18 protein-coding genes and 1 tRNA gene are annotated in these 18,009 nt (G+C 67.0%); 10 read left to right on the plus strand and 9 right to left on the minus strand.

What is annotated here, in order from left to right:
• Window positions 1-6: 6 nt before the first annotated feature.
• On the minus strand, window positions 7-1,245 hold the full coding sequence (locus tag BST14_RS04455) for a cytochrome P450 (RefSeq protein ID WP_083063382.1): 1,239 nt from the start codon (window positions 1,243-1,245) through the stop codon (window positions 7-9).
• Window positions 1,246-1,481: 236 nt separating this feature from the next.
• On the opposite strand from BST14_RS04455, the gene BST14_RS04460 reads away from it, so the two are divergent.
• A complete protein-coding gene (locus tag BST14_RS04460; RefSeq protein WP_438502127.1) occupies window positions 1,482-3,131 on the plus strand; it encodes an AAA family ATPase in 1,650 nt (549 codons plus the stop codon).
• Window positions 3,121-3,837, plus strand: a complete 717-nt coding sequence (locus BST14_RS32595) for a hypothetical protein (RefSeq protein ID WP_438502128.1) — start codon at window positions 3,121-3,123, stop codon at window positions 3,835-3,837. The genes BST14_RS04460 and BST14_RS32595 overlap by 11 nt, the downstream gene beginning before the upstream one ends.
• On the opposite strand, the gene BST14_RS04465 is transcribed toward BST14_RS32595, so the two are convergent.
• Window positions 3,797-3,988 carry a CsbD family protein gene (locus BST14_RS04465; RefSeq protein ID WP_083063383.1) on the minus strand — a complete coding sequence of 64 codons (192 nt, stop codon included), beginning with the start codon at window positions 3,986-3,988 and terminating at the stop codon, window positions 3,797-3,799. The two genes, BST14_RS32595 and BST14_RS04465, sit on opposite strands and share 41 nt — an antisense overlap.
• Window positions 3,989-4,171: 183 nt before the next feature.
• On the opposite strand from BST14_RS04465, the gene BST14_RS31535 reads away from it, so the two are divergent.
• Complete coding sequence (locus BST14_RS31535; protein WP_142279265.1) at window positions 4,172-4,561, plus strand: nucleotidyl cyclase domain-containing protein; 390 nt, start codon at window positions 4,172-4,174, stop codon at window positions 4,559-4,561.
• Window positions 4,562-4,574: 13 nt separating this feature from the next.
• Here BST14_RS31535 and BST14_RS04475 read toward each other — a convergent pair whose 3' ends face one another.
• Entirely contained in the window at window positions 4,575-5,399 is an 825-nt protein-coding gene (locus tag BST14_RS04475; RefSeq protein ID WP_083063385.1) for an SDR family oxidoreductase, read from the minus strand.
• Between the two features lie 57 nt (window positions 5,400-5,456).
• Between BST14_RS04475 and BST14_RS04480 the strand changes: the two genes are divergently transcribed.
• The gene (locus tag BST14_RS04480) at window positions 5,457-6,149 is read left to right on the plus strand and encodes a demethylmenaquinone methyltransferase (RefSeq protein WP_083063386.1); all 693 of its coding nucleotides are present in this window, start codon (window positions 5,457-5,459) and stop codon (window positions 6,147-6,149) included.
• 7 nt (window positions 6,150-6,156) lie between these two features.
• On the opposite strand, the gene BST14_RS04485 is transcribed toward BST14_RS04480, so the two are convergent.
• Together BST14_RS04485 and menJ are read right to left on the minus strand one after the other, a co-directional pair.
• Window positions 6,157-6,573 carry a DUF732 domain-containing protein gene (locus tag BST14_RS04485; protein WP_083063387.1) on the minus strand — a complete coding sequence of 139 codons (417 nt, stop codon included), beginning with the start codon at window positions 6,571-6,573 and terminating at the stop codon, window positions 6,157-6,159.
• A 110-nt stretch (window positions 6,574-6,683) separates the two neighbouring features.
• Window positions 6,684-7,922 (minus strand): menaquinone reductase MenJ, encoded by a 1,239-nt coding sequence (gene menJ / locus BST14_RS04490; protein ID WP_083063388.1) that lies wholly within the window; start codon window positions 7,920-7,922, stop codon window positions 6,684-6,686.
• Between the two features lie 22 nt (window positions 7,923-7,944).
• Between menJ and grcC1 the strand changes: the two genes are divergently transcribed.
• The 3 genes from grcC1 to BST14_RS04505 all read left to right on the plus strand — a co-directional run bounded on the left by grcC1 (window position 7,945) and on the right by BST14_RS04505 (window position 10,201).
• Window positions 7,945-8,952: a nonaprenyl/(2E,6E)-farnesyl/geranylgeranyl diphosphat synthase gene (gene grcC1 / locus BST14_RS04495; protein WP_083063389.1), complete on the plus strand. Its 1,008-nt coding sequence runs from the start codon at window positions 7,945-7,947 to the stop codon at window positions 8,950-8,952.
• A gap of 101 nt (window positions 8,953-9,053) precedes the next feature.
• A complete protein-coding gene (htpX, locus tag BST14_RS04500) occupies window positions 9,054-9,917 on the plus strand; it encodes a zinc metalloprotease HtpX (RefSeq protein ID WP_083063390.1) in 864 nt (287 codons plus the stop codon).
• A 41-nt stretch (window positions 9,918-9,958) separates the two neighbouring features.
• Window positions 9,959-10,201, plus strand: a complete 243-nt coding sequence (locus BST14_RS04505) for a helix-turn-helix transcriptional regulator (RefSeq protein ID WP_083063391.1) — start codon at window positions 9,959-9,961, stop codon at window positions 10,199-10,201.
• A gap of 27 nt (window positions 10,202-10,228) precedes the next feature.
• On the opposite strand, the gene BST14_RS04510 is transcribed toward BST14_RS04505, so the two are convergent.
• The 4 genes from BST14_RS04510 to BST14_RS04525 form a co-directional block, all read right to left on the minus strand.
• Window positions 10,229-11,779, minus strand: a complete 1,551-nt coding sequence (locus tag BST14_RS04510; RefSeq protein ID WP_083063392.1) for a SulP family inorganic anion transporter — start codon at window positions 11,777-11,779, stop codon at window positions 10,229-10,231.
• A 240-nt stretch (window positions 11,780-12,019) separates the two neighbouring features.
• Window positions 12,020-13,045, minus strand: a complete 1,026-nt coding sequence (locus tag BST14_RS04515; protein WP_083063393.1) for an NAD(P)H-dependent glycerol-3-phosphate dehydrogenase — start codon at window positions 13,043-13,045, stop codon at window positions 12,020-12,022.
• 59 nt (window positions 13,046-13,104) lie between these two features.
• The gene (locus BST14_RS04520) at window positions 13,105-14,616 is read right to left on the minus strand and encodes a flavin-containing monooxygenase (protein WP_083063394.1); all 1,512 of its coding nucleotides are present in this window, start codon (window positions 14,614-14,616) and stop codon (window positions 13,105-13,107) included.
• A gap of 106 nt (window positions 14,617-14,722) precedes the next feature.
• A complete protein-coding gene (locus BST14_RS04525; RefSeq protein ID WP_083063395.1) occupies window positions 14,723-15,214 on the minus strand; it encodes a YajQ family cyclic di-GMP-binding protein in 492 nt (163 codons plus the stop codon).
• A gap of 69 nt (window positions 15,215-15,283) precedes the next feature.
• Here BST14_RS04525 and BST14_RS04530 point away from each other — a divergent pair.
• From BST14_RS04530 to BST14_RS04540, 3 genes are all read left to right on the plus strand, one after another.
• Window positions 15,284-15,367, plus strand: a tRNA-Tyr gene (locus BST14_RS04530).
• A 41-nt stretch (window positions 15,368-15,408) separates the two neighbouring features.
• The gene (locus tag BST14_RS30735) at window positions 15,409-15,735 is read left to right on the plus strand and encodes a hypothetical protein (RefSeq protein WP_245845300.1); all 327 of its coding nucleotides are present in this window, start codon (window positions 15,409-15,411) and stop codon (window positions 15,733-15,735) included.
• Window positions 15,736-16,159: 424 nt separating this feature from the next.
• Window positions 16,160-18,001 (plus strand): putative alpha/beta hydrolase, encoded by a 1,842-nt coding sequence (locus BST14_RS04540; protein ID WP_083063396.1) that lies wholly within the window; start codon window positions 16,160-16,162, stop codon window positions 17,999-18,001.
• The last annotated feature ends 8 nt before the right edge of the window (window positions 18,002-18,009 follow it).

Consider the following 18,009-nt stretch of genomic DNA (forward strand, 5'->3'; position numbering starts at 1 on the left):
TCCCGTTCACCTCGTAGGGTCGAATTCGATTGGTAGCGTTATTGGTCCGCTCAGTCCGGTGAGCGGCTTCCATGGGGCAGGGCCGACTCTGTGGGCGTTCGGCATGCGTTGCGCCATCACCCTCAGGGCTTCGGCGAGCTCTAGCCTGGCCAGGTTGGCACCCAGGCAGTAGTGCATGCCGGCGCCGAACGTCTGCATCGGCGGCGCCGCGGTGCGGGTGATTTCCAGCCGGTCGGGGCGGTCGTAGGCGGCGGGGTCACGGTTGGCGGCGGCGGTGTTGGCGATCACCAGCGTGCCGGCCGGGATCATGAACCCGGCGATCTCGACATCCTCGAGGGCGGTGCGCAGAGCGCCGCCCGCGATCGGCGAATGCCGCATCGTCTCTTCGACCGCGTTGGCCGCGAGCTCGGGGTGCTCGGCCAGGATCCTCCACTGGTCGGGGTGATCACACAGCACCTGCACCGAGGCGGCCAACTGGTTGCGGGTGGTGTCGGTGCCGGCCATCAGCAGGCCCGCCGCCAGCATCCGCAACTCGTCGATGCTGAGGCGATCGCCGTCGTCCTCGGCCCGGATCAGCTCGGAGATCAGGTCGTCGGTCAGCCGGTCGCGCCGCTGGGCGACCATGTCATCGATATAGGAGTCCAGTTCGTCCCAGGCCGCCAAGATGGTCCTTTGGTGGGCGGCGACCTCCCAGCTGAAGGCCTTGAAGATGTCGTCGGTCCATGCCGAGAACAGCTTCCAATCCTCGGCCGGTGCGCCCAGGAGCGCACAGATGATCGGGATCGGATACTGGCGGGCGATGTCTGTGACCACCTCGCAGCGCCCGGCTGCGGAGTGGCGGTCAACGAGTTCGTTGATCACCTCGACGATCGTTGTGTCGAGACGCGCGGTGGCTCGCGGCGTGAAGGCATGGGAGACCAGTCGGCGCAGCCGGTGGTGCTCGGGCCCGTCGAGACTGATCAGGTTCGTCGCGACGCGTTCCCACAGTGGTCCGCTCGTAATCCCTTGCGAGGCAAGGAACATGCCTTGCGGCACACGCAATCGGGGGTCCCGTAGCACCGTCCGCACCAGTTCATAGGTCAGAAATTCCGGCCCGTGCGGGCCGATGGCTATCGGCGCCTGGCGGCGCGCCTCGCCGATGATCGCGTGGGCCTCGTCGAGGCTCTGGCAAAGCTCATAGTCGATCGTCGGTAGGCCGGCATCAAAGACGTTCGCACAAATCGGCGTGTCAATCGTGATGGTCATGGTGAGGTCCCGTACGTCGTCGATGGATTGCCTTCTCCCCAAAAGTCTTGGCGGCACGATCCCGCGGCACACGCGTAGTCGACTACCTGTCCGGCATGACCGGTACCCGAGGCGCTCAGGGCTTGGTGGCGGGATCTTGGCGCCCCCGCAACGAACAGCCCCCTCGCGGGCGTGCAGCGGCCTATCCTTTCGCCAGAACGACTGCAGACGTGGGCGCCGGATCAGCGGAGGGTCGGATGACGGCCATAGCAGCGTGCCGGACGTGTGGCACCGAAACTGTGGATAGCGCCCGGTTTTGTCATCACTGCGGCGCACCGATCCGCGACGGTGCCACCCGCGCCGAGTACAAGCAGGTCACGGTCCTGTTCGCCGACGTGGTTCGCTCGATGGACATCGCCGCGACCGTCGGGACGGAGCGGCTGCGCGAGATCATGGTCAACCTGGCCGACCGCTGCGCGGCGGTCGTCCGGCGGTACGGCGGCACCGTGGACAAGTTCACCGGCGACGGCATCATGGCGGTGTTCGGCGCGCCGGCGGCAATGGAGGACCATGCCCTTCGCGCATGCCTCGCGGCGCTGAACATTCAGGAGCAAGCGAACGCTCTCGGCCTCGAGGTGCAGGCCCGAGACGACGCGACATTGCTCGTGCGCGTAGGGCTGAACTCCGGTCAGGTGATCGCCGGCGAGCTCGGTTCCGGATCATTCGGCTACACCGCGATGGGAGATCAGGTGGGCCTGGCCCAGCGGATGGAATCGGTCGCGCCGCCGGGCGGGGTGATGCTCAGCGTCTCCACCGCGCGACTGGTTGACGACGCAGCGGCGTTGAGCGATCCGGGGATGGTCCGCATCAAGGGCGTGACCGAACCGGTCGCCGCCTACCGGCTGCTGGGCATCGGAGACCGGCACCGGCCTGCCGGACGCGCCGACTCGGAACTGGTGGGTCGTCGGAGGGAGATGTCCGCGGTCGAGGGCTTGTTGGACCGCGCACGTGACGGTCGCGGCGCTGTGGTTGTGGTGGTGGGCGAACCCGGCATCGGGAAGAGCCGGTTGGTGCGCGAGGTGGCCGCGATGGCGGCAGTCCGGGGTGTGGAGGTGTTGACCGCCTGCTGTGAATCACACACCAGCCAGGTCCCATTCCATGCCGTGGCGCGGCTGCTGCGGGCGACGACCGGCATCGAAGGTCTACAGGGGCAGGTGGCCCGCGCACGAGTGCGGGACCGATTTCCGAACGCAGATCCCGAGGACGTGCTGCTGCTCGACGACCTGCTGGGTATCGCCGACCCGAGCACGGCCGTACCCGCGGTCGATCCCAATGCGCGTCGAAGGCGGTTGGCCGCGCTGGTGCACGCCGCCCGACTGGCGGACGAACGCCCGGCGGTCTATGTCGTCGAGGACGCCCACTGGATCGACGAGATCAGCGAGTCGATGCTGACCGATTTCCTTGAGGTGATCCCGCGGACGCCCACGCTGGTGTTGGTCACCCACCGGCCGGAATACCGGGGCGCGTTGACCCGAGTGTCCGATTCCCACCCCATAGCCCTTGCGCCGCTGAGCAATTCAGAAACCGCGGCATTGGTCGCACATCTCCTCGGGCCCGGCCTGTCGGTCGGTGCCCTGGGCCGCAGAGTCGCCGAGCGGGCCGCCGGTAATCCATATTTTCGCCGAGGAATTGGTGCGCGAACTGGCGCAGCGCGGTGTCTTACGAGGCGGGCCGGGTGCCTACACGTCGGCGACGGAGATCAGCGAAGTGAGCGTGCCGGCCACATTGCAGGCGACCATCGCCGCGCGCATCGACCGGCTCGATCCGAAAGCCAAGCGCACGCTGAGCGCGGCGGCTGTCATCGGCTCGCGGTTCGGCCTCGACCTACTCACGGCGTTGGATGTTGAGCCCGAGATCGACGAACTGTTGAGGGCCCAGCTCATCGACGCGGTCAGCCTTACTCGCCGACCGGAGTATGTGTTTCACCATCCGCTCATTCATTCGGTGGCCTACGACGCACAACTCAGAGCGGACCGATCGGAGCTGCATCGGCGGGTGGCCGCCGCAATCGAAGTCCGCGATCCGCAATCGGCGGACGAGAACGCGGCGTTGATCGCCGAACATCTGCAGGCCGCCGGTGATCTGCACGCCGCATACGAATGGCACATGCGCGCCGCCACCTGGGCGACAAACCGTGACATCAACGCCGCGCGGGCGAGCTGGGGGCGGGCGGCAGAGATCGCCGACGCCTTGCCCGCCGATCACCCGCGCCGGCCGGCCATGCGCATCACGCCGCGCACCATGTTGTGCGGGACCGGCTGGCGAGTCCACGCCAGCCTTGACGGTGACCGCTTCGATGAATTGCGGCAGCTGTGCGGCGCCGCGGGGGACAAGGCGTCACTTGGGATCGCGACGGCAGGGATGGTGGTTGGCTACGCGCATCAGGACCGGGTGCACGAGGCGTCGCAGCGACTCCGCTACCGACATGGCGACCTGGCTGGGCTTGAAGGGGCACGTGCGGGGGCCGAGGCGATGCCACGACGCGCGGTTGACATCCGCGAGGATTCGTCGGCTAGACCTGTCGGCGCCGGCGAGGCCGCAATGCGTCTTTGACCTTTTCACCGGCGTCTCGCAAATGGGCGGTCCGCTGGTCCGCCCTGCCCTCAGCCTCCAACGCCGGGTCGTTGGTGGCGCGGCCGGTCGCCGCCTTGAGCTTGCCCGCGACCAACCGCACCTTGTTTCGAGCCTTATTCGCGCCGCCCATAGCTTGTCCTTCAATTGCGTTGCAGGTGTACTGCAGCGCTTACCCCTTTTCCTGCCGAGCCACGCGCTTGTCCTCAGGCTTCGTGGGTTGCGGAGTCTCACCGAGCGCTGCCTGACCCCCGGCCTTGGAAAGTCGGCAGCGCTTTGCTGGATGGTGGTGGGCTCCTCGTGAATTCCTGTGAGCGTGTCCGCGGTACCCGCCCCCTCGGGGGCGGTGACGTTTCTGTTCACCGGTATCGAGGGTTCGACCCGTCGGTGGGAATCGGACGCGGACGGCATGCGGGTGTCCCTGGCCGACCATGACGAGGTGTTGCGCTCCGCGATCCAGGCGCGCGGCGGCTTCCTGTTCAAGCACACCGGCCGCAACCATCGCCGCGTACGCGTTCAGTCCGATCACCAAGACTGGGTCACTGAGATCAGCAGGGTGATCATTCACCTACGTGATGCGCTCGGCGAGCAGACCTACGAATCATTCGCCGGCGAGGGTAAGGCGATGACCACAGCTGAAACGGCTCGGTGCGCCTACGACCAAATCGACCAGGCCCGTTCAGAACTGAACGCCCCCACCGAATAGGTCGCGGGTCCGATCAGCCTTGCGCCAGCTCCGCCACGGGCTGCCATTCTTCCCAGTTGCGCAGCCGGCTCTCGTAGTCGGCCCTGGCCGTTTCCAGCGGCGAGGCACCGAAAAGGACTCGCAGCGGCGGCTTTTCGGCGTCAACCACCTTCAGCAGCGCGGCAGCGGACGCCGACGGGTCCCCCGGGCTGGCCCACCGGCGGCTGCGCTCTTCCTGGACGGCGGCGCGGACGTCGTCGTAGGCCGGAATCGGATCGGCGTGCCTGGCGGAATCTCCGGCCCAGTCGGTGTCGAAGCCGCCCGGCTCGATTAGCGTGACGTGCACGCCGAACGGCGCGACCTCCTGCGCCAGCGCTTGCGAGAAGCCCTCCAGCGCCCATTTGGACGCGTGGTAGATGCCGACCAACGGAAAGGCGGTGATACCCCCGATCGAGGACACCTGGATGATGTGGCCGCTGCCCTGCTCGCGCAGATACGGCAGCGCGGCCTGCGTGATCCATAGCGGCCCAAAAACATTGGTCTCGATCTGATCGCGTGCGTCCCGCTCCGAGAGCTCCTCGATGAAGCCGAATTGGCCGTAACCGGCATTGTTGACCACGATGTCGAGCCGGCCGAAGTGCTCGTGCGCTCCCTTGACCGCCGCGAAATCCGCCGCTCGGTCGGTCACATCCAGTCGGATCGGCAGCAGCGCGTCACCGTGCTTGCGCACCAGGTCGTCCAGCGCGGCGGTGTCGCGCGCCGTGGCGGCCACCTTGTCCCCGCGCTCCAGCGCCGCGATCGTCCACGCCCGTCCGAAACCTCGAGATGTCCCGGTGATAAACCAAACTTTTTCAGTCACGCCCCCATACAACGCCGACCGCGCCACGTCATTCCCCGAACAGGTAGCGTTTCTCTGGTGAGTCGCGCGGAGCTGGACAAGGATCCCCGGGATGTCGCGTCGATGTTCGACGGCGTCGCCCGCCGGTATGACCTGACCAACACCGTGCTGTCGATGGGTCAGGACCGGTACTGGCGCAAGGCCACCCGGACGGCGCTGAAAGTCGGCGCCGGCCAAAAGGTGCTGGACCTCGCCGCGGGCACCGCGGTATCCACCGTGGAGCTGAAGAAATCCGGGGCGTGGTGTGTGGCCGCTGACTTCTCGGTCGGCATGCTGGCGGCCGGCGCCGCGCGCAACGTTCCGAAGGTCGCCGGCGACGCCACCCGGCTGCCGTTCGGTGACGACGTATTCGACGCGGTGACAATCAGTTTCGGGCTGCGCAACGTCGTCGACACCCAGGCCGCGCTGCGCGAGATGGCCCGCGTCACCCGTCCGGGCGGCCGGTTGGTGGTTTGCGAATTCTCCACGCCCACCCACACGCTGTTCGCCACGGTGTACAAGGAGTACCTGATGCGGGCGCTGCCGCGGGTGGCCCGGGCGGTGTCCAGCAATCCCGACGCGTACGTGTACCTCGCGGAATCGATTCGGGCGTGGCCGGATCAGGCGGGGTTGGCGCGTCAGATCAGCCGGGCCGGTTGGTCGGGGGTGCGCTGGCGCAATCTGACCGGCGGCATCGTCGCCTTACACGCCGGTCACAAACCGTTGCGCTGAAGGGCTTCTAGTGATTGCCGGCGGCTTGCACGAAGCCGACCTGTTCGGGGCAGTAGTGGTCGACCGCGGCACCGAGGAACTGGAACGCCTGGCCCTGAGTGGTGCCGCGCGGCAGGTTCCGCTGGATGAAGGTGGCCGACTTGTACGCGTCGCCGTCCACGCCCCTGCCGATGCGCTCGCAGGTGATCTTGCCCAGCCACGCCAACTGGTCCTGCGGCTGGTAGATGCCGAAGCCGTTGACGGTGTTCTTGAATGGGGCGTCGTAGTCGCTCGGGGGCGACGGTGTGCGCGGTGTCGGGTATGGCGCCGTCGGCGGCGGGTCCGCCTGCGCCGGCACGGAAAGCTGCGTCGGCCCGGCCAGCGCGATAGCAGCAGCAGCGGCGGCGGCAGCGGCCCCGATAGTAGCCAGCCTCGTTCCCTTCATTAGCTGGACTATACACGCCTCGCTGGGGGCGCGCGGGTGAAAGCCGATCGCCGATCGCCGGCCCCGCCGGACCGGACCAGCCCGCCGACCAGCGGCGATACGCGCACCGGTCAGCTGAACGGCGTGCGGCGGTCCAGCAGCCGCGACAGCCGCCCGCCGCCGCGCCAGGCACGGGCCACCCAGTCCGCGTCGTCGTCGGTTACCAGGTTGGCCATCACCCGCACGGCGATGGTCATCAGCGGCGTCGAGCGCATGGCGATGGGTCCGGTCGACGGCAGAAACCGCTGAAACGTCAGCAGCAGCGCCAGCCGGCGCGCCACCGAGAAGCCGCGACCGTAGTGCTGCCGCAGCAGCGACGGCCACACCTGGGACAGGTCGGGGCAGTCCAGCAGCGCCGCCGCCAGCCGCCCGGTCTCGAGCCCATAGTCGATGCCTTCGCCGTTGAGCGGGTTGACGCAGGCCGCGGCGTCCCCGATGAGCATCCAGTTGGCGCCGGCCACCCCCGACACCGCGCCGCCCATCGGCAACAGCGCCGAGGCCACCGCGCGGGGCTGCCCGGTGAATCCCCACTCGTCGCGGCGCAGGTCGGTGTAGTAAGCGATCAGCGGCCGCAGCGCCAGGTCGGCGGGCCGTCTGGACGTCGACAACGTTCCGACGCCGATGTTCACTTCGCCGTTGCCGAGCGGGAATATCCAGCCGTAGCCCGGCAGCACTTTGCCCGTGGAGCCGTCGGGTCCGCGCAGTTCCAGGTGCGACGTCAGCCAGGGGTCGTCGGCGCGCGGGGTGGTCAGATACCCGCGCGCGGCGACGCCGTACACCGTTTCCTGGTGCCAGCGCCGGCCCAGCTTGCGGCCGAGCGACGAACGCGCGCCGTCGGCCACGATCAAGTGGCCGCACCCGACCTCGGTGCCGTCGGCCAACGTCACCGACGTCACCCGACCCGATGAATCATGTTGCGCCGCAACGGCCTTCGTTCCGAGCAGCATCCGCGCCCCGGAATCCTCGGCGACCTTGCGGATCCGGTCGTCCAGCTCGAAGCGGGCCACCGCGCTGCCCGTCGACGGGAACGACGGGCCGGGCCAATCGACCTCCACTTCGCCGCCGAAGCCGCTCATCCGCAGTCCCCGATGCCGGATGCGGGTGTCCAGCCAGTCGCGCAGCCCCAGCAGTTCCAGCTCGGCGACCGCGCGCGGGGTCAACCCGTCGCCGCAGGCCTTGTCGCGGGGAAAGCTCGCCGAATCGATGACCAGTACGTCATTGCCCGCGCGAGCCGCCCAGGCCGCCGCCGCCGCACCGGCGGGCCCTGCGCCCACGACCACCACTTGGGCTCGGGTCGCTGCCGTCTTCATGCACACCAGTATGTTTGGTCCCGTGAGTACTCCGGCGACGGTGGTGGCGGGCGTTGACTTCGGCGACCCGGCTTTCGCGGCGACCGTACGCGCCGGCGTCGGCCGGATCGAGCAGCTCATGGAGGCGGAATTTCGCAGCGCCGACGACGTCATGACCGAGTCGCTGACCCACCTGTTCAAGGCCGGCGGCAAGCGGTTCCGGCCGTTGTTCACGGTGCTGTCGGCCCAGATGGGGCCCGACCCGGACAGCGCGGACGTGACCATCGCCGGCGCCGTCATCGAACTGGTGCATCTGGCCACGCTGTACCACGACGACGTGATGGACGAGGCGGAGGTGCGCCGCGGCACCCCCACCGCCAACGTGCGCTGGGGCAACAATGTCGCGATCCTGGCCGGTGACTATCTGTTCGCGACGGCATCACGGTTGGTGTCGCGGCTGGGTCCCGAGGCGGTGCGGCTGATCGCCGAGACGTTCGCCCAACTGGTGACGGGGCAGATGCGCGAGACCCGCGGGTTAGTCGAGGGCTCCGACCCGATCGAGCACTACCTGAGGGTGGTGTACGAGAAGACCGCCTGCCTGATCGCCGCGGCGGGCCGGTTCGGGGCCATGTTCTCGGGCGCCGACCCCGATCAGGTGGAACGGCTGAGCCGGCTCGGCGGCATCGTGGGCACCGCGTTCCAGATCTCCGACGACATCATCGACATCGACAGCGACTCGCACGAATCCGGGAAGCTGCCCGGCACCGACGTGCGCGAAGGGGTGCACACCTTGCCCATGGTCTACGCGCTGCGCGAACCCGGGCCCGAGGCGGCGCGGCTGCGCGAGTTGCTGGTCGGGCCCGTCGACGACGACGAGGCGGTGGCCGAGGCGCTGGGACTGCTGCGGGCATCGCCGGGCATGGTCAGGGCCAAGCGGTCGCTTCAGGAGTACGCGGACCAGGCGCGCCAGGAGCTGGCCCAGCTGCCGGACGTGCCGGGCCGGCACGCGCTGCAGACGCTTGTCGACTACACGATCAGCCGGCACGGCTAGCGCCGCCCGCAATCGCACTGTGGAACCAATGGGGCCACCTCGGGCGTTCAATGAGCTGTAATCGGCAATAACGCGCATCCGAGTGTTCCGAGGAGACACCGATGACCTGGCATCCGCATCACAACACGTTCAAGACGTTCGCGTTGTTGGTTGGCATGTCCGCGTTGATCGTGTTCGTCGGCTCGCTGTTCGGCAGGACCGCGATGTTCCTCGCGGTGCTGTTCGCCATCGGGATGAACGTCTACACGTACTACAACAGCGACAAACTGGCGCTGCGGGCGATGCACGCGCAGCCGGTATCGGAGGTGCAGGCGCCGGCCATGTACCGGATCGTGCGGGAGCTGGCCACCGCCGCGCACCAGCCGATGCCCCGCCTGTACATCAGCGACACCAACGCGCCCAACGCATTCGCGACCGGACGCAATCCCCGCAACGCGGCGGTCTGCTGTACCACCGGGATTCTGGGCATGCTCACCGAGCGCGAGCTGCGTGCCGTATTGGGACACGAGCTTTCGCACGTCTACAACCGCGACATCCTGATCTCGTGCATCGCCGGCGCCCTGGCGTCGGTGATCACCGCGCTGGCCAACATGGCCATGTTCGCCGGCATGTTCGGCGGTAACGACCGTGACGGCGAGAATCCCTTTGCACTGCTGCTGGTTTCGTTGTTGGGCCCCATCGCCGCGACGGTGGTGCGGTTGGCGGTGTCGCGGTCACGTGAGTACCAGGCGGACGAATCGGGTGCGGTGCTGACCGGTGACCCGCTGGCCCTGGCGTCGGCCCTGCGCAAGATATCCGGTGGCGTGCAGGCGGCCCCGTTGCCGCCGGAGCCACAGCTGGCCAGCCAGGCGCACCTGATGATCGCCAACCCGTTCCGCGCGGGGGAGCGAATCGGGTCGTTGTTTTCGACGCACCCGCCGATCGAGGACCGCATCCGCCGACTGGAGGAAATGGCCGGACGGTAGGCCCACACCCACGTACCATCTGAGTTGGACGGTGATTGGCGATGACTGAATCCAACTCAATCGATATTCACGAGGCCGGGCTGGCCCTGGATCTGCCGGACTTGATCTTCGAGACACGCGCCGGCGCGGGCATGAAGCAGGCCCAACTGGCCGAGGCGCTCGGTATTTCGCACGCGACCGTCGCCGCGTGGGAGAACGGGACCGAGGTGCCCCGCGTCGACGAGCTGCACCGGCTGGCGCAGGTCTGCGGCAAGCGGTTGCACATCCGTATCGACATCGACTGACCCCGGCTCGGGCAGTGGGAGATCCGATTACGCTGCGGCGTTAGGACTGTCGGCTTCGACCAGCGACTGGTGCGCGCCGCGCCGGCCCACGTCGGTCCCGCCCCGGATGTGAACCGTCCCGCCCGTCGCCTCGTGCTGACGCTGCCAGTCGGTGATCGTCTGGTGGGCGGCGTGATCGAGGTAGTGGACCGCAACGGTCAGCGTCGCCGTCGCGCCCTGCGGAACCGACGCCAGCAGCCGCGTCAAGCTCGGTAGCGCCAGGAAGGTGCATGCCGCGCCCTCGATGCTCACCCGCCATTCATCGTCGGTCGGCGTGACTTCGATCTTGGCCCGGATCACGCGCCATCCGGTCAGCGCGATGGCCAGCGCGAGCCCGATGATGACGCCGTGCAGCAGGTTGAGGAAGATGACGCTGACGGCCGTCACGACGTACACCGCCAGATCGCCGTGCTTCATTGCGGTTTCGATGTGAGCCGGCTTCAGCAGCTGAATGCCGATCACGATGAGCAGACCGGCGAGGGCGGCGGTGGGGATCTCTTCGACCAACCCGGCGAACGGGATGCTGAATAGCAGGATCCAGATGCCGTGCATGATCGCCGAGGCGCGAGACTTGGCGCCCGCGTTGACATTTGTCGCACTACGGACGATGACGCCGGTCACCGGTAACCCGCCGACGGCGCCCGACGCGATGTTGGCGGTTCCCTGCCCGATCAACTCACGGTTGAAATCGGTGCGCAACCCGTTGTGCATCCGGTCGACCGACACCGCCGACAGCAGGCTCTCGACGCTGGCGATGAGTGCGACGGTGATCACCCCGGTCGCGACCGCGCCCCAGTTGCCGTGGGGAAGCTCCGGCAACCGCAGCGCGTCCAGCGGAGACCCCTCCAGGTTGATCCGGCGCACCTGGAATCCGAAGACCACCGAAATCACCGTCACGGCCACTATGGCGACCAGGGGACCCGGCAGGCGGCGCAGTTTGGCGGAAACCCATCGCCAGCCCACCAGGATGACGATCACCAGCACGCCCAGGATCACCCCCGGACGGTGCGCACCGGCGATCTGGCTCGGGAGGCCGATGAGGTTGTGCCAGGCCGTGCTCTTGGACTTCCCGCCGAGCAACACGTGCGCCTGCTGCAGGGCGATCGTGATGCCGATGCCGGCCAGCATGGCGTGCACCACGACCGGCGAGATCGCCAGGGCCGCACGCGCCACCCGGCTCAGCCCCAGCAGCACCTGCACTACTCCAGCGGCGACGGTGATCAAACACGTTATGCCCCAACCGAAATCGGAGATCAGATCCGCGACGACGACCGTCAGGCCGGCCGCGGGACCACTGACCTGCAGCGGGGATCCGCCCAGCGAACCGACGATGATGCCACCGACGATCGCGGCAATCAGGCCGGCGAGCACCGGGGCGCCCGAAGCGATCGCGATACCCAACGACAACGGGAGCGCGACAAGGAAAACCACGAGCGATGACGGTAGGTCGTGCCGGATGACGTCGCGCAACCGATCGATGCGCGATTCGGTCAGCCGGCTCTCACGGGTTTGAACACTCGACTGCTCAACGTTGTGCATCGGTCGCGTCCCTCGTTCGAAAGTTGCGGGGGATGTTCCGATATCCGCCCCATCTTGCGCTCATTACCTCTTCGTAACGCGCTGGCGTACAGACGATTACGCCGGGCTGACCCGCGTGATCGCGCCGGATACCGCTGGCCGCCTAGAACGACGGTATTGTGCTGGCCAAGACCGGTCAAGCCGGCGGGCCGTGCCCATAGAGAACGCAAAGATTTGAATTCGCCGACGCGAACAACCAGTTCAGAAGCCGGAACCGTGCACCTCATGGCCGGGAACCTCGGCGATCAGCCCCCGGTAGGCCTGCTCGACCGACGAGCCGTGGTTGATCACGGCGTCGACCTCACGGGCGATCGGCATGGTGAGGCCGAACTCGTTGGCAAACTCCATGATCACGCTGGCGGCCTTGACGCCCTCGGCGACCTGGTTCATCGAGGCGATGATCTCGTCGATCGGTTTGCCCGCCCCCAGTTGTTCACCGACGTGCCGGTTGCGGCTGCGCTGGCTGGTACAGGTGACGATGAGGTCGCCCAGGCCGGCCAGGCCCGGGAAGGTATCGGGATGGCCGCCCAGGGCGACGCCCAGCTTGGTCATCTCGCGCAGCGCGCGGGCGATCACCAGCGCGCGGGTGTTCTCCCCGATCCCCAGCGAGTAGCCCATTCCGACCGAGATGGCATAGACGTTCTTCAGCGCCCCGGCCATCTCCACCCCGATGACATCGTCGGTGGTGTACACGCGGAAGCGCCGGGTGCGGAACAGGCCCGACAGCCGGGTCGCCAGATGCTGGTCGGGCATCGCCAGCACCGCCGCGGCGGCGTAGCCCTCGCCGACCTCGCGTGCGATGTTCGGCCCGGCCAGGATGCCGGCGGGGTGACCGGGCAGCGTCTCCTCCACGATCTGCGACATCCGCAGGTTGGTGCCCTGCTCGAGCCCCTTGACCAGCGACACCACCGGCACCCACGGCCGCAGTTCCTTGGCCAGCTCGCTCAGCACCCCGCGAAAGCCGTGCGAGGGAACGCCCATCACGACGACGTCGGCGGAGTTCGCCGCCTCGGCGAAGTCGGTGGTGGCGCGCAGGGTGTCGCTGAGCACAACGTCGTTGCCGAGGTAGCGGGTGTTGCGGTGGTTGTCGTTGATGTCGGCGGCCGTCTCTTCGGAGCGCACCCACTGCAGCGTCGGGCCGCGACGCGCGCAGATTGACGCCACGGTGGTGCCCCAGGACCCGCCACCGAGGACAACGACTTTGGGTTCGCGCTTGTCAGATGCCATGGCGATCAGCGTATTGCCGACACCTGCGATTTAGTAGCAGTTCACGAACTCTCGCTCGGCTAACCCGCCAGCGGCGCCCGGTCGCCGACCCGGCCGAACACCATCGCCTCCTCGATCCGGTCGAACCGGTAGTCCAGGGCGTCGGCCAGATAGTTCTGCCGCACGTTCCACGGCCGCTTGGTGCCCGACTTCGGCAGCGCGTGCACCGAGCGCAACACGTAGCCGGCGTTGATGTCCCACGACGGCTTCTCGGCCATCGGCTCGTTGCCGCGATGCGGGGCGGCATGGGTGTAGCCGTGAGCGGCCATGTGCTCCATCAGTTTTGCGGTCGCCCGGGCGGTGATGTCGGCCCGCAGCGTCCACGACGCGTTCGTATAGCCCACACACCAGAACAGGTTCGGCACGTCTTCGAGCATGTGCGCTTTGTAGACGAACCGGTCGCTGGTCTTGATCTCGTTGCCGTCCAGGCTGATCGCGGCCCCGCCCAGCCCCTGCAGCTGCAGGCCGGTGGCGGTGACGATGATGTCGGCGTCGAGGTGTCCGCCGGACTTGAGCGCGATGCCGGTCGCATAGAAGTGGTCGATGTGGTCGGTGACCACCTCGGCGGATCCCGCGGTGATCGCGTTGTACAGATCGGCGTCGGGGATAAGGCACATCCGCTGATCCCACGGGTTGTAGCGCGGCTTGAAGTGGGTGTCGACGTCGAAGCCGGCCGGCAGGCTGTTGATCGCCTTGCGCCGCAGCAGCCACCGTACGAACCCCGGCGCCTTGCGCGACAACGCGAAGAACACCGCCTCGGTCAGGGCGCTGTACATGCGCACGACGAGATGCGCGGGCTTGCGGGGCAACAGTCTTCGGGAGATGGCGGCGACGGTGCCGTACCTGGACGCCGAAATGAGATAGGTCGGCGAGCGCTGCAGCATGGTGACTTTGGCGGCCCGGTCCGACAACGAGGGCAGCAGCGTGACCGCGGTCGCCCCGCTGCCGATCACCACCACCTTCTTGCCCGTGTAGTCGAGGTCTTCCGGCCAGTGCTGGGGGTGCACCACGGTGCCGTTGAACACTTCGATGCCCGGGAAGTCCGGCGTGTAGCCCTCGTCGTAGTTGTAGTAGCCGCTGCCGAAGAACAGGAAGCGCCCGCGGTAGAGCTTGCACGCCCCGTCCTGCTCGACGGTGACCGTCCAGGTGTCTGTGGCGGAGTCCCAGTCGGCCGAGCGCACGTAGCTGTTGAACCGGATGTGCCGGTCGATGCCGTACTTGCGCGCGGTGGCGGCCAGGTACTCGCGGATGTGCACGCCGTCGGCCACGCCCTCTTTTCGGGTCCACGGCTCGAACGGGAAGGACAGCGTGAAGATGCTGCTGTCCGAGCGCACCCCGGGGTAGCGAAACAGGTCCCACGTCCCGCCGATCTGCTCGCGCCGCTCCAGGACGGTGTACGTCAGGTGCGGATTGCGCTCGGTGATCCGATAGGCCGCGTCGATGCCGGAGATGCCGGCACCGACGATGATCACGTCGGTGTACCCGGCCTCGGGCGCATCACCATCGGCGGCTTGCTGGGGAGTCACGGTCATCGCGAACCTCGCTGGAAATTGTGGGACTGGTCACTAGCCTAGAGACCCACCGGTTGGTCGGGCCAGAAACTCGCGAAGCCGCGTCACACCACGCGGCTCGCGCCGGTCAGCGGTAGTTGACGAACTGCAGCGCCGCGTCCAGGTCGGCCTGCTTGAGCAGCGCTTGGACGGCCTGCAGGTCGTCACGCTTTTTGCTGGTCACCCGGATCTCGTCGCCCTGGATCTGCGTCTTGACGGACTTGGGGCCGTCGTCACGGATCAGCTTGGTGATCTTCTTGGCGTTCTCGCTGCTAATGCCCTGTTTGAGGGAGCCGTTGACCTTGTAGGTCTTGCCCGAGGCCTGCGGTTCGCCGGCGTCGAACGCCTTCATCGAGATGTCCCGGCGGATCAACTTCTCTTTGAAGACGTCGACGGCCGCCTTGACGCGTTCTTCGGTGGACGAGGTCAGCTCGATAGCCTCGTCACCCTTCCACGCGATCGTGGTGTCGGTGCCGCGAAAGTCGAAGCGGGTGGCCAGCTCCTTGGCGGCCTGGTTGAGCGCGTTGTCGACCTCCTGGCGATCCACTTTGCTGACGATGTCGAACGATGAGTCCGCCATGCATTCCGTCCCTTCATCCGGTGATAGGCGTTTGTGCTTTGTCTACTCGCTCGTTGTAACCTGTCTGGCGGCAGGTTGCCCGAGCGGCCAATGGGAGCGGACTGTAAATCCGTCGCGAAAGCTTCACAGGTTCGAATCCTGTACCTGCCACCAGAGTTTTCACCGGTGCCGTGCCTCTTTCACGCTCGCCGTGGGTGCCGGTTGTGCGACACGTGCGCAATTTATACGAGACAAGTCGTAACGATTCGGTGAAGCCGGTGTTGCCGGGCGTGCTCGGGGGAATCCATCCCCACAGCATCAGCCAGGGGGCGATCATGGCCGGTTCTCCCGACGCTCTCGGTGCGCTGCGCGAATGCCGCACCGCGGTAAGCGGTGCCCGTGAGTGGGCGGAGTCCGCGCGTGATCGCCTGGCCGGTGTCCGACAGGCTCGCGCCGCCGAACTGGTCGAAAAGCTGGCCGACGATCTCGCCTTCGTTGATCGGCTCTTGTTCGTGGTGGAAGGTGATACGCGGGCCAGGTGACCACCGTCGACAAATGCCAGGCACCCTCTCGGTACTTCCGCCAACTCCAAGTCCGCCGGGAGGGTGTCCTGTGCCGCGCCCCCGGTGGGACCGCCCGCTGCGATTCCCCATCCACGACGGCCGCAAGACCATGGTGAAAGTGGAGCTTTCATGGCGGTTCGCTCTTCCCGCCGCTTGGCGAAATCCCTTGGCGCCCCGATTAATCACGGTAGTGGGACAGCGTTGGGAGGCGGCAGGGCCGTCAAACCAGGCCGATGCCGTTGAACTGAATTGCTCGACCACCTCGCGGCGGTAATCTTTCTGCCGTGCGCGCAGGGGCGGCGATGCGTATCGCCAGAGGTTGGCGGCGCGCTGCCGCCCGCTGCCCCGACCGGTGCGCGGCGGGGATCGCCGACCGGTCACCGCCGCCCGGCATGGGCATGCGATGCAGCTGAAGCATCTCAGCATCGCGGAGCTGATCGCGGCGGCCGGCGGCGACCCGTGGGCGATAAACCGAACCCTGCAGGCCGGTAGCCCGGCCCAGATCGCACGTCTGGCGCAAGCCTTCCATGGGGCGGGTCGGCACACCGCCGAGGCCGATCACGCTTTCGCGCAGGCGCAGCAACGCTTCAACGCCGCCTGGAATCATCAGGACGGCGCCAGCCCGATCAACGAAGCCGCTCAGGTGCAGCGCGCCGCCAAATCGCTTGGCGCGCAGTCCGAGCAATTGCCCAAAATCGGTGCCTACTTGGAGAACATCGCCGCCGCATTGGCCGAGGCGCAGCGGGCCGGAGCCCACGAGATCGCCCAATTGGAAACCCAATTGGAACAGCTCGACCATCTGATCGATTTGGCGGAACAGGATCTGCGTGACCACCCCGACGCGCAAAGCCAGCAAGAACTGCATGCGATCATCAATGCCCTCAAAGCGGCCGCCGTCAACGACACCAAAGATGCTCTCAATCAGCTGAACTCGACCCGCAACGGCTACTCGGCCACGCTGCAGAACTCGCTGGGAAATCTGCGCGCTGACGGATATGATCCCAGGCCTCTCGCACCGGTAGACGCGCAGGACAGACCCGAGCTGATTCAAATCCCGCCGCCGAGCAGCAAGCCCGAGGACGTCAAACGGTGGTGGGAATCGCTGAGCCAGCAACAACGCGATCAGTTGCTCGCGCAGCATCCGTCAGAGTTGGGAAACCGCAACGGCATTGAGACCGTCGACCGAGACACGGCCAACCAGGCCGTGATGCATGACGACATCGCCCGTGTGCAAACCGCCGCTGACCGAGCCCACGTCGGCGTTGACCAGGTGACCCAACACCCGGAACTGTACGGCCTGACGCCATCAGCCATCACCCGCTACAACAACGCGCTCAAGACGCAGGACGGTCTCAGGACCAACGGTACGAACCCCGATGGCAGCAAAAACCCGGTGTTTCTACAGACCTACGATCCCGAAGCGTTCGACGGTCGAGGCAGAGAAGCCATCGCCATCGGCAACCCCGACAAGGCCGACAACACCACGGTGCTGGTCCCGGGGACGGGCAGCAGCGTGCGCGACGGCTATCTGAGTCACACGGACGGACGAAACGTCTACAACGAAGCCCAACGAGCCGATCCCAACAGATTGAATTCGGTCCTGGTGTGGATGGGATATCACGCCCCCGACAGCGCAATCGATCCCCAGATCGGGCAGACGACGCTCGCCAGAAACGGAGGCGGCCTACTGGCAGGAGACGTCGACGCGCTCGGCGTAACTCATCAACCGGGAGGCTCCCATGTCACCGTGGTCGGACACTCCTATGGCTCCACCACGGTGGCCGATGCCGCGGCGGGATCCGGGATGCACGCCAATGACATTGTCCTGGTGGGCTGCCCGGGAACCGACCTTGCTCACAACGCCGGTGACTTCCACCTTCCCGCAGGCGGACACGTCTATGTGGGCGCTGCATCCACGGACCCGATCACCCACCTCGGCGGCATCCAAGGACACCTGCCCGGGACCGGCGTCACGGTCGGCCTCGGTAGCGACCCGGCCGTCGAAGGCTGGGGTTCGACACGGTTCAAGGCCGAAGCTCCAGGACTGACCTTCCCGCTGAAGGACCACAGCTCCTACTTCACACCCGGGAACGAATCGTTGTTCAGCATCGCCGACATCGCATCCGGGCACGGTGGTGCGCTCGAACACGACAACATGACCGCACAGCACCGCGGCACCTACTGGCTCCCCGACGAATTCGACCCAGAGGCGCTTCGCCGCCCGACAGGAGGCCACTACCATTGAAAACAGCC

Origin of the sequence: Mycobacterium arosiense ATCC BAA-1401 = DSM 45069 (assembly GCF_002086125.1) — a bacterium.
GTDB lineage: Bacteria > Actinomycetota > Actinomycetes > Mycobacteriales > Mycobacteriaceae > Mycobacterium > Mycobacterium arosiense.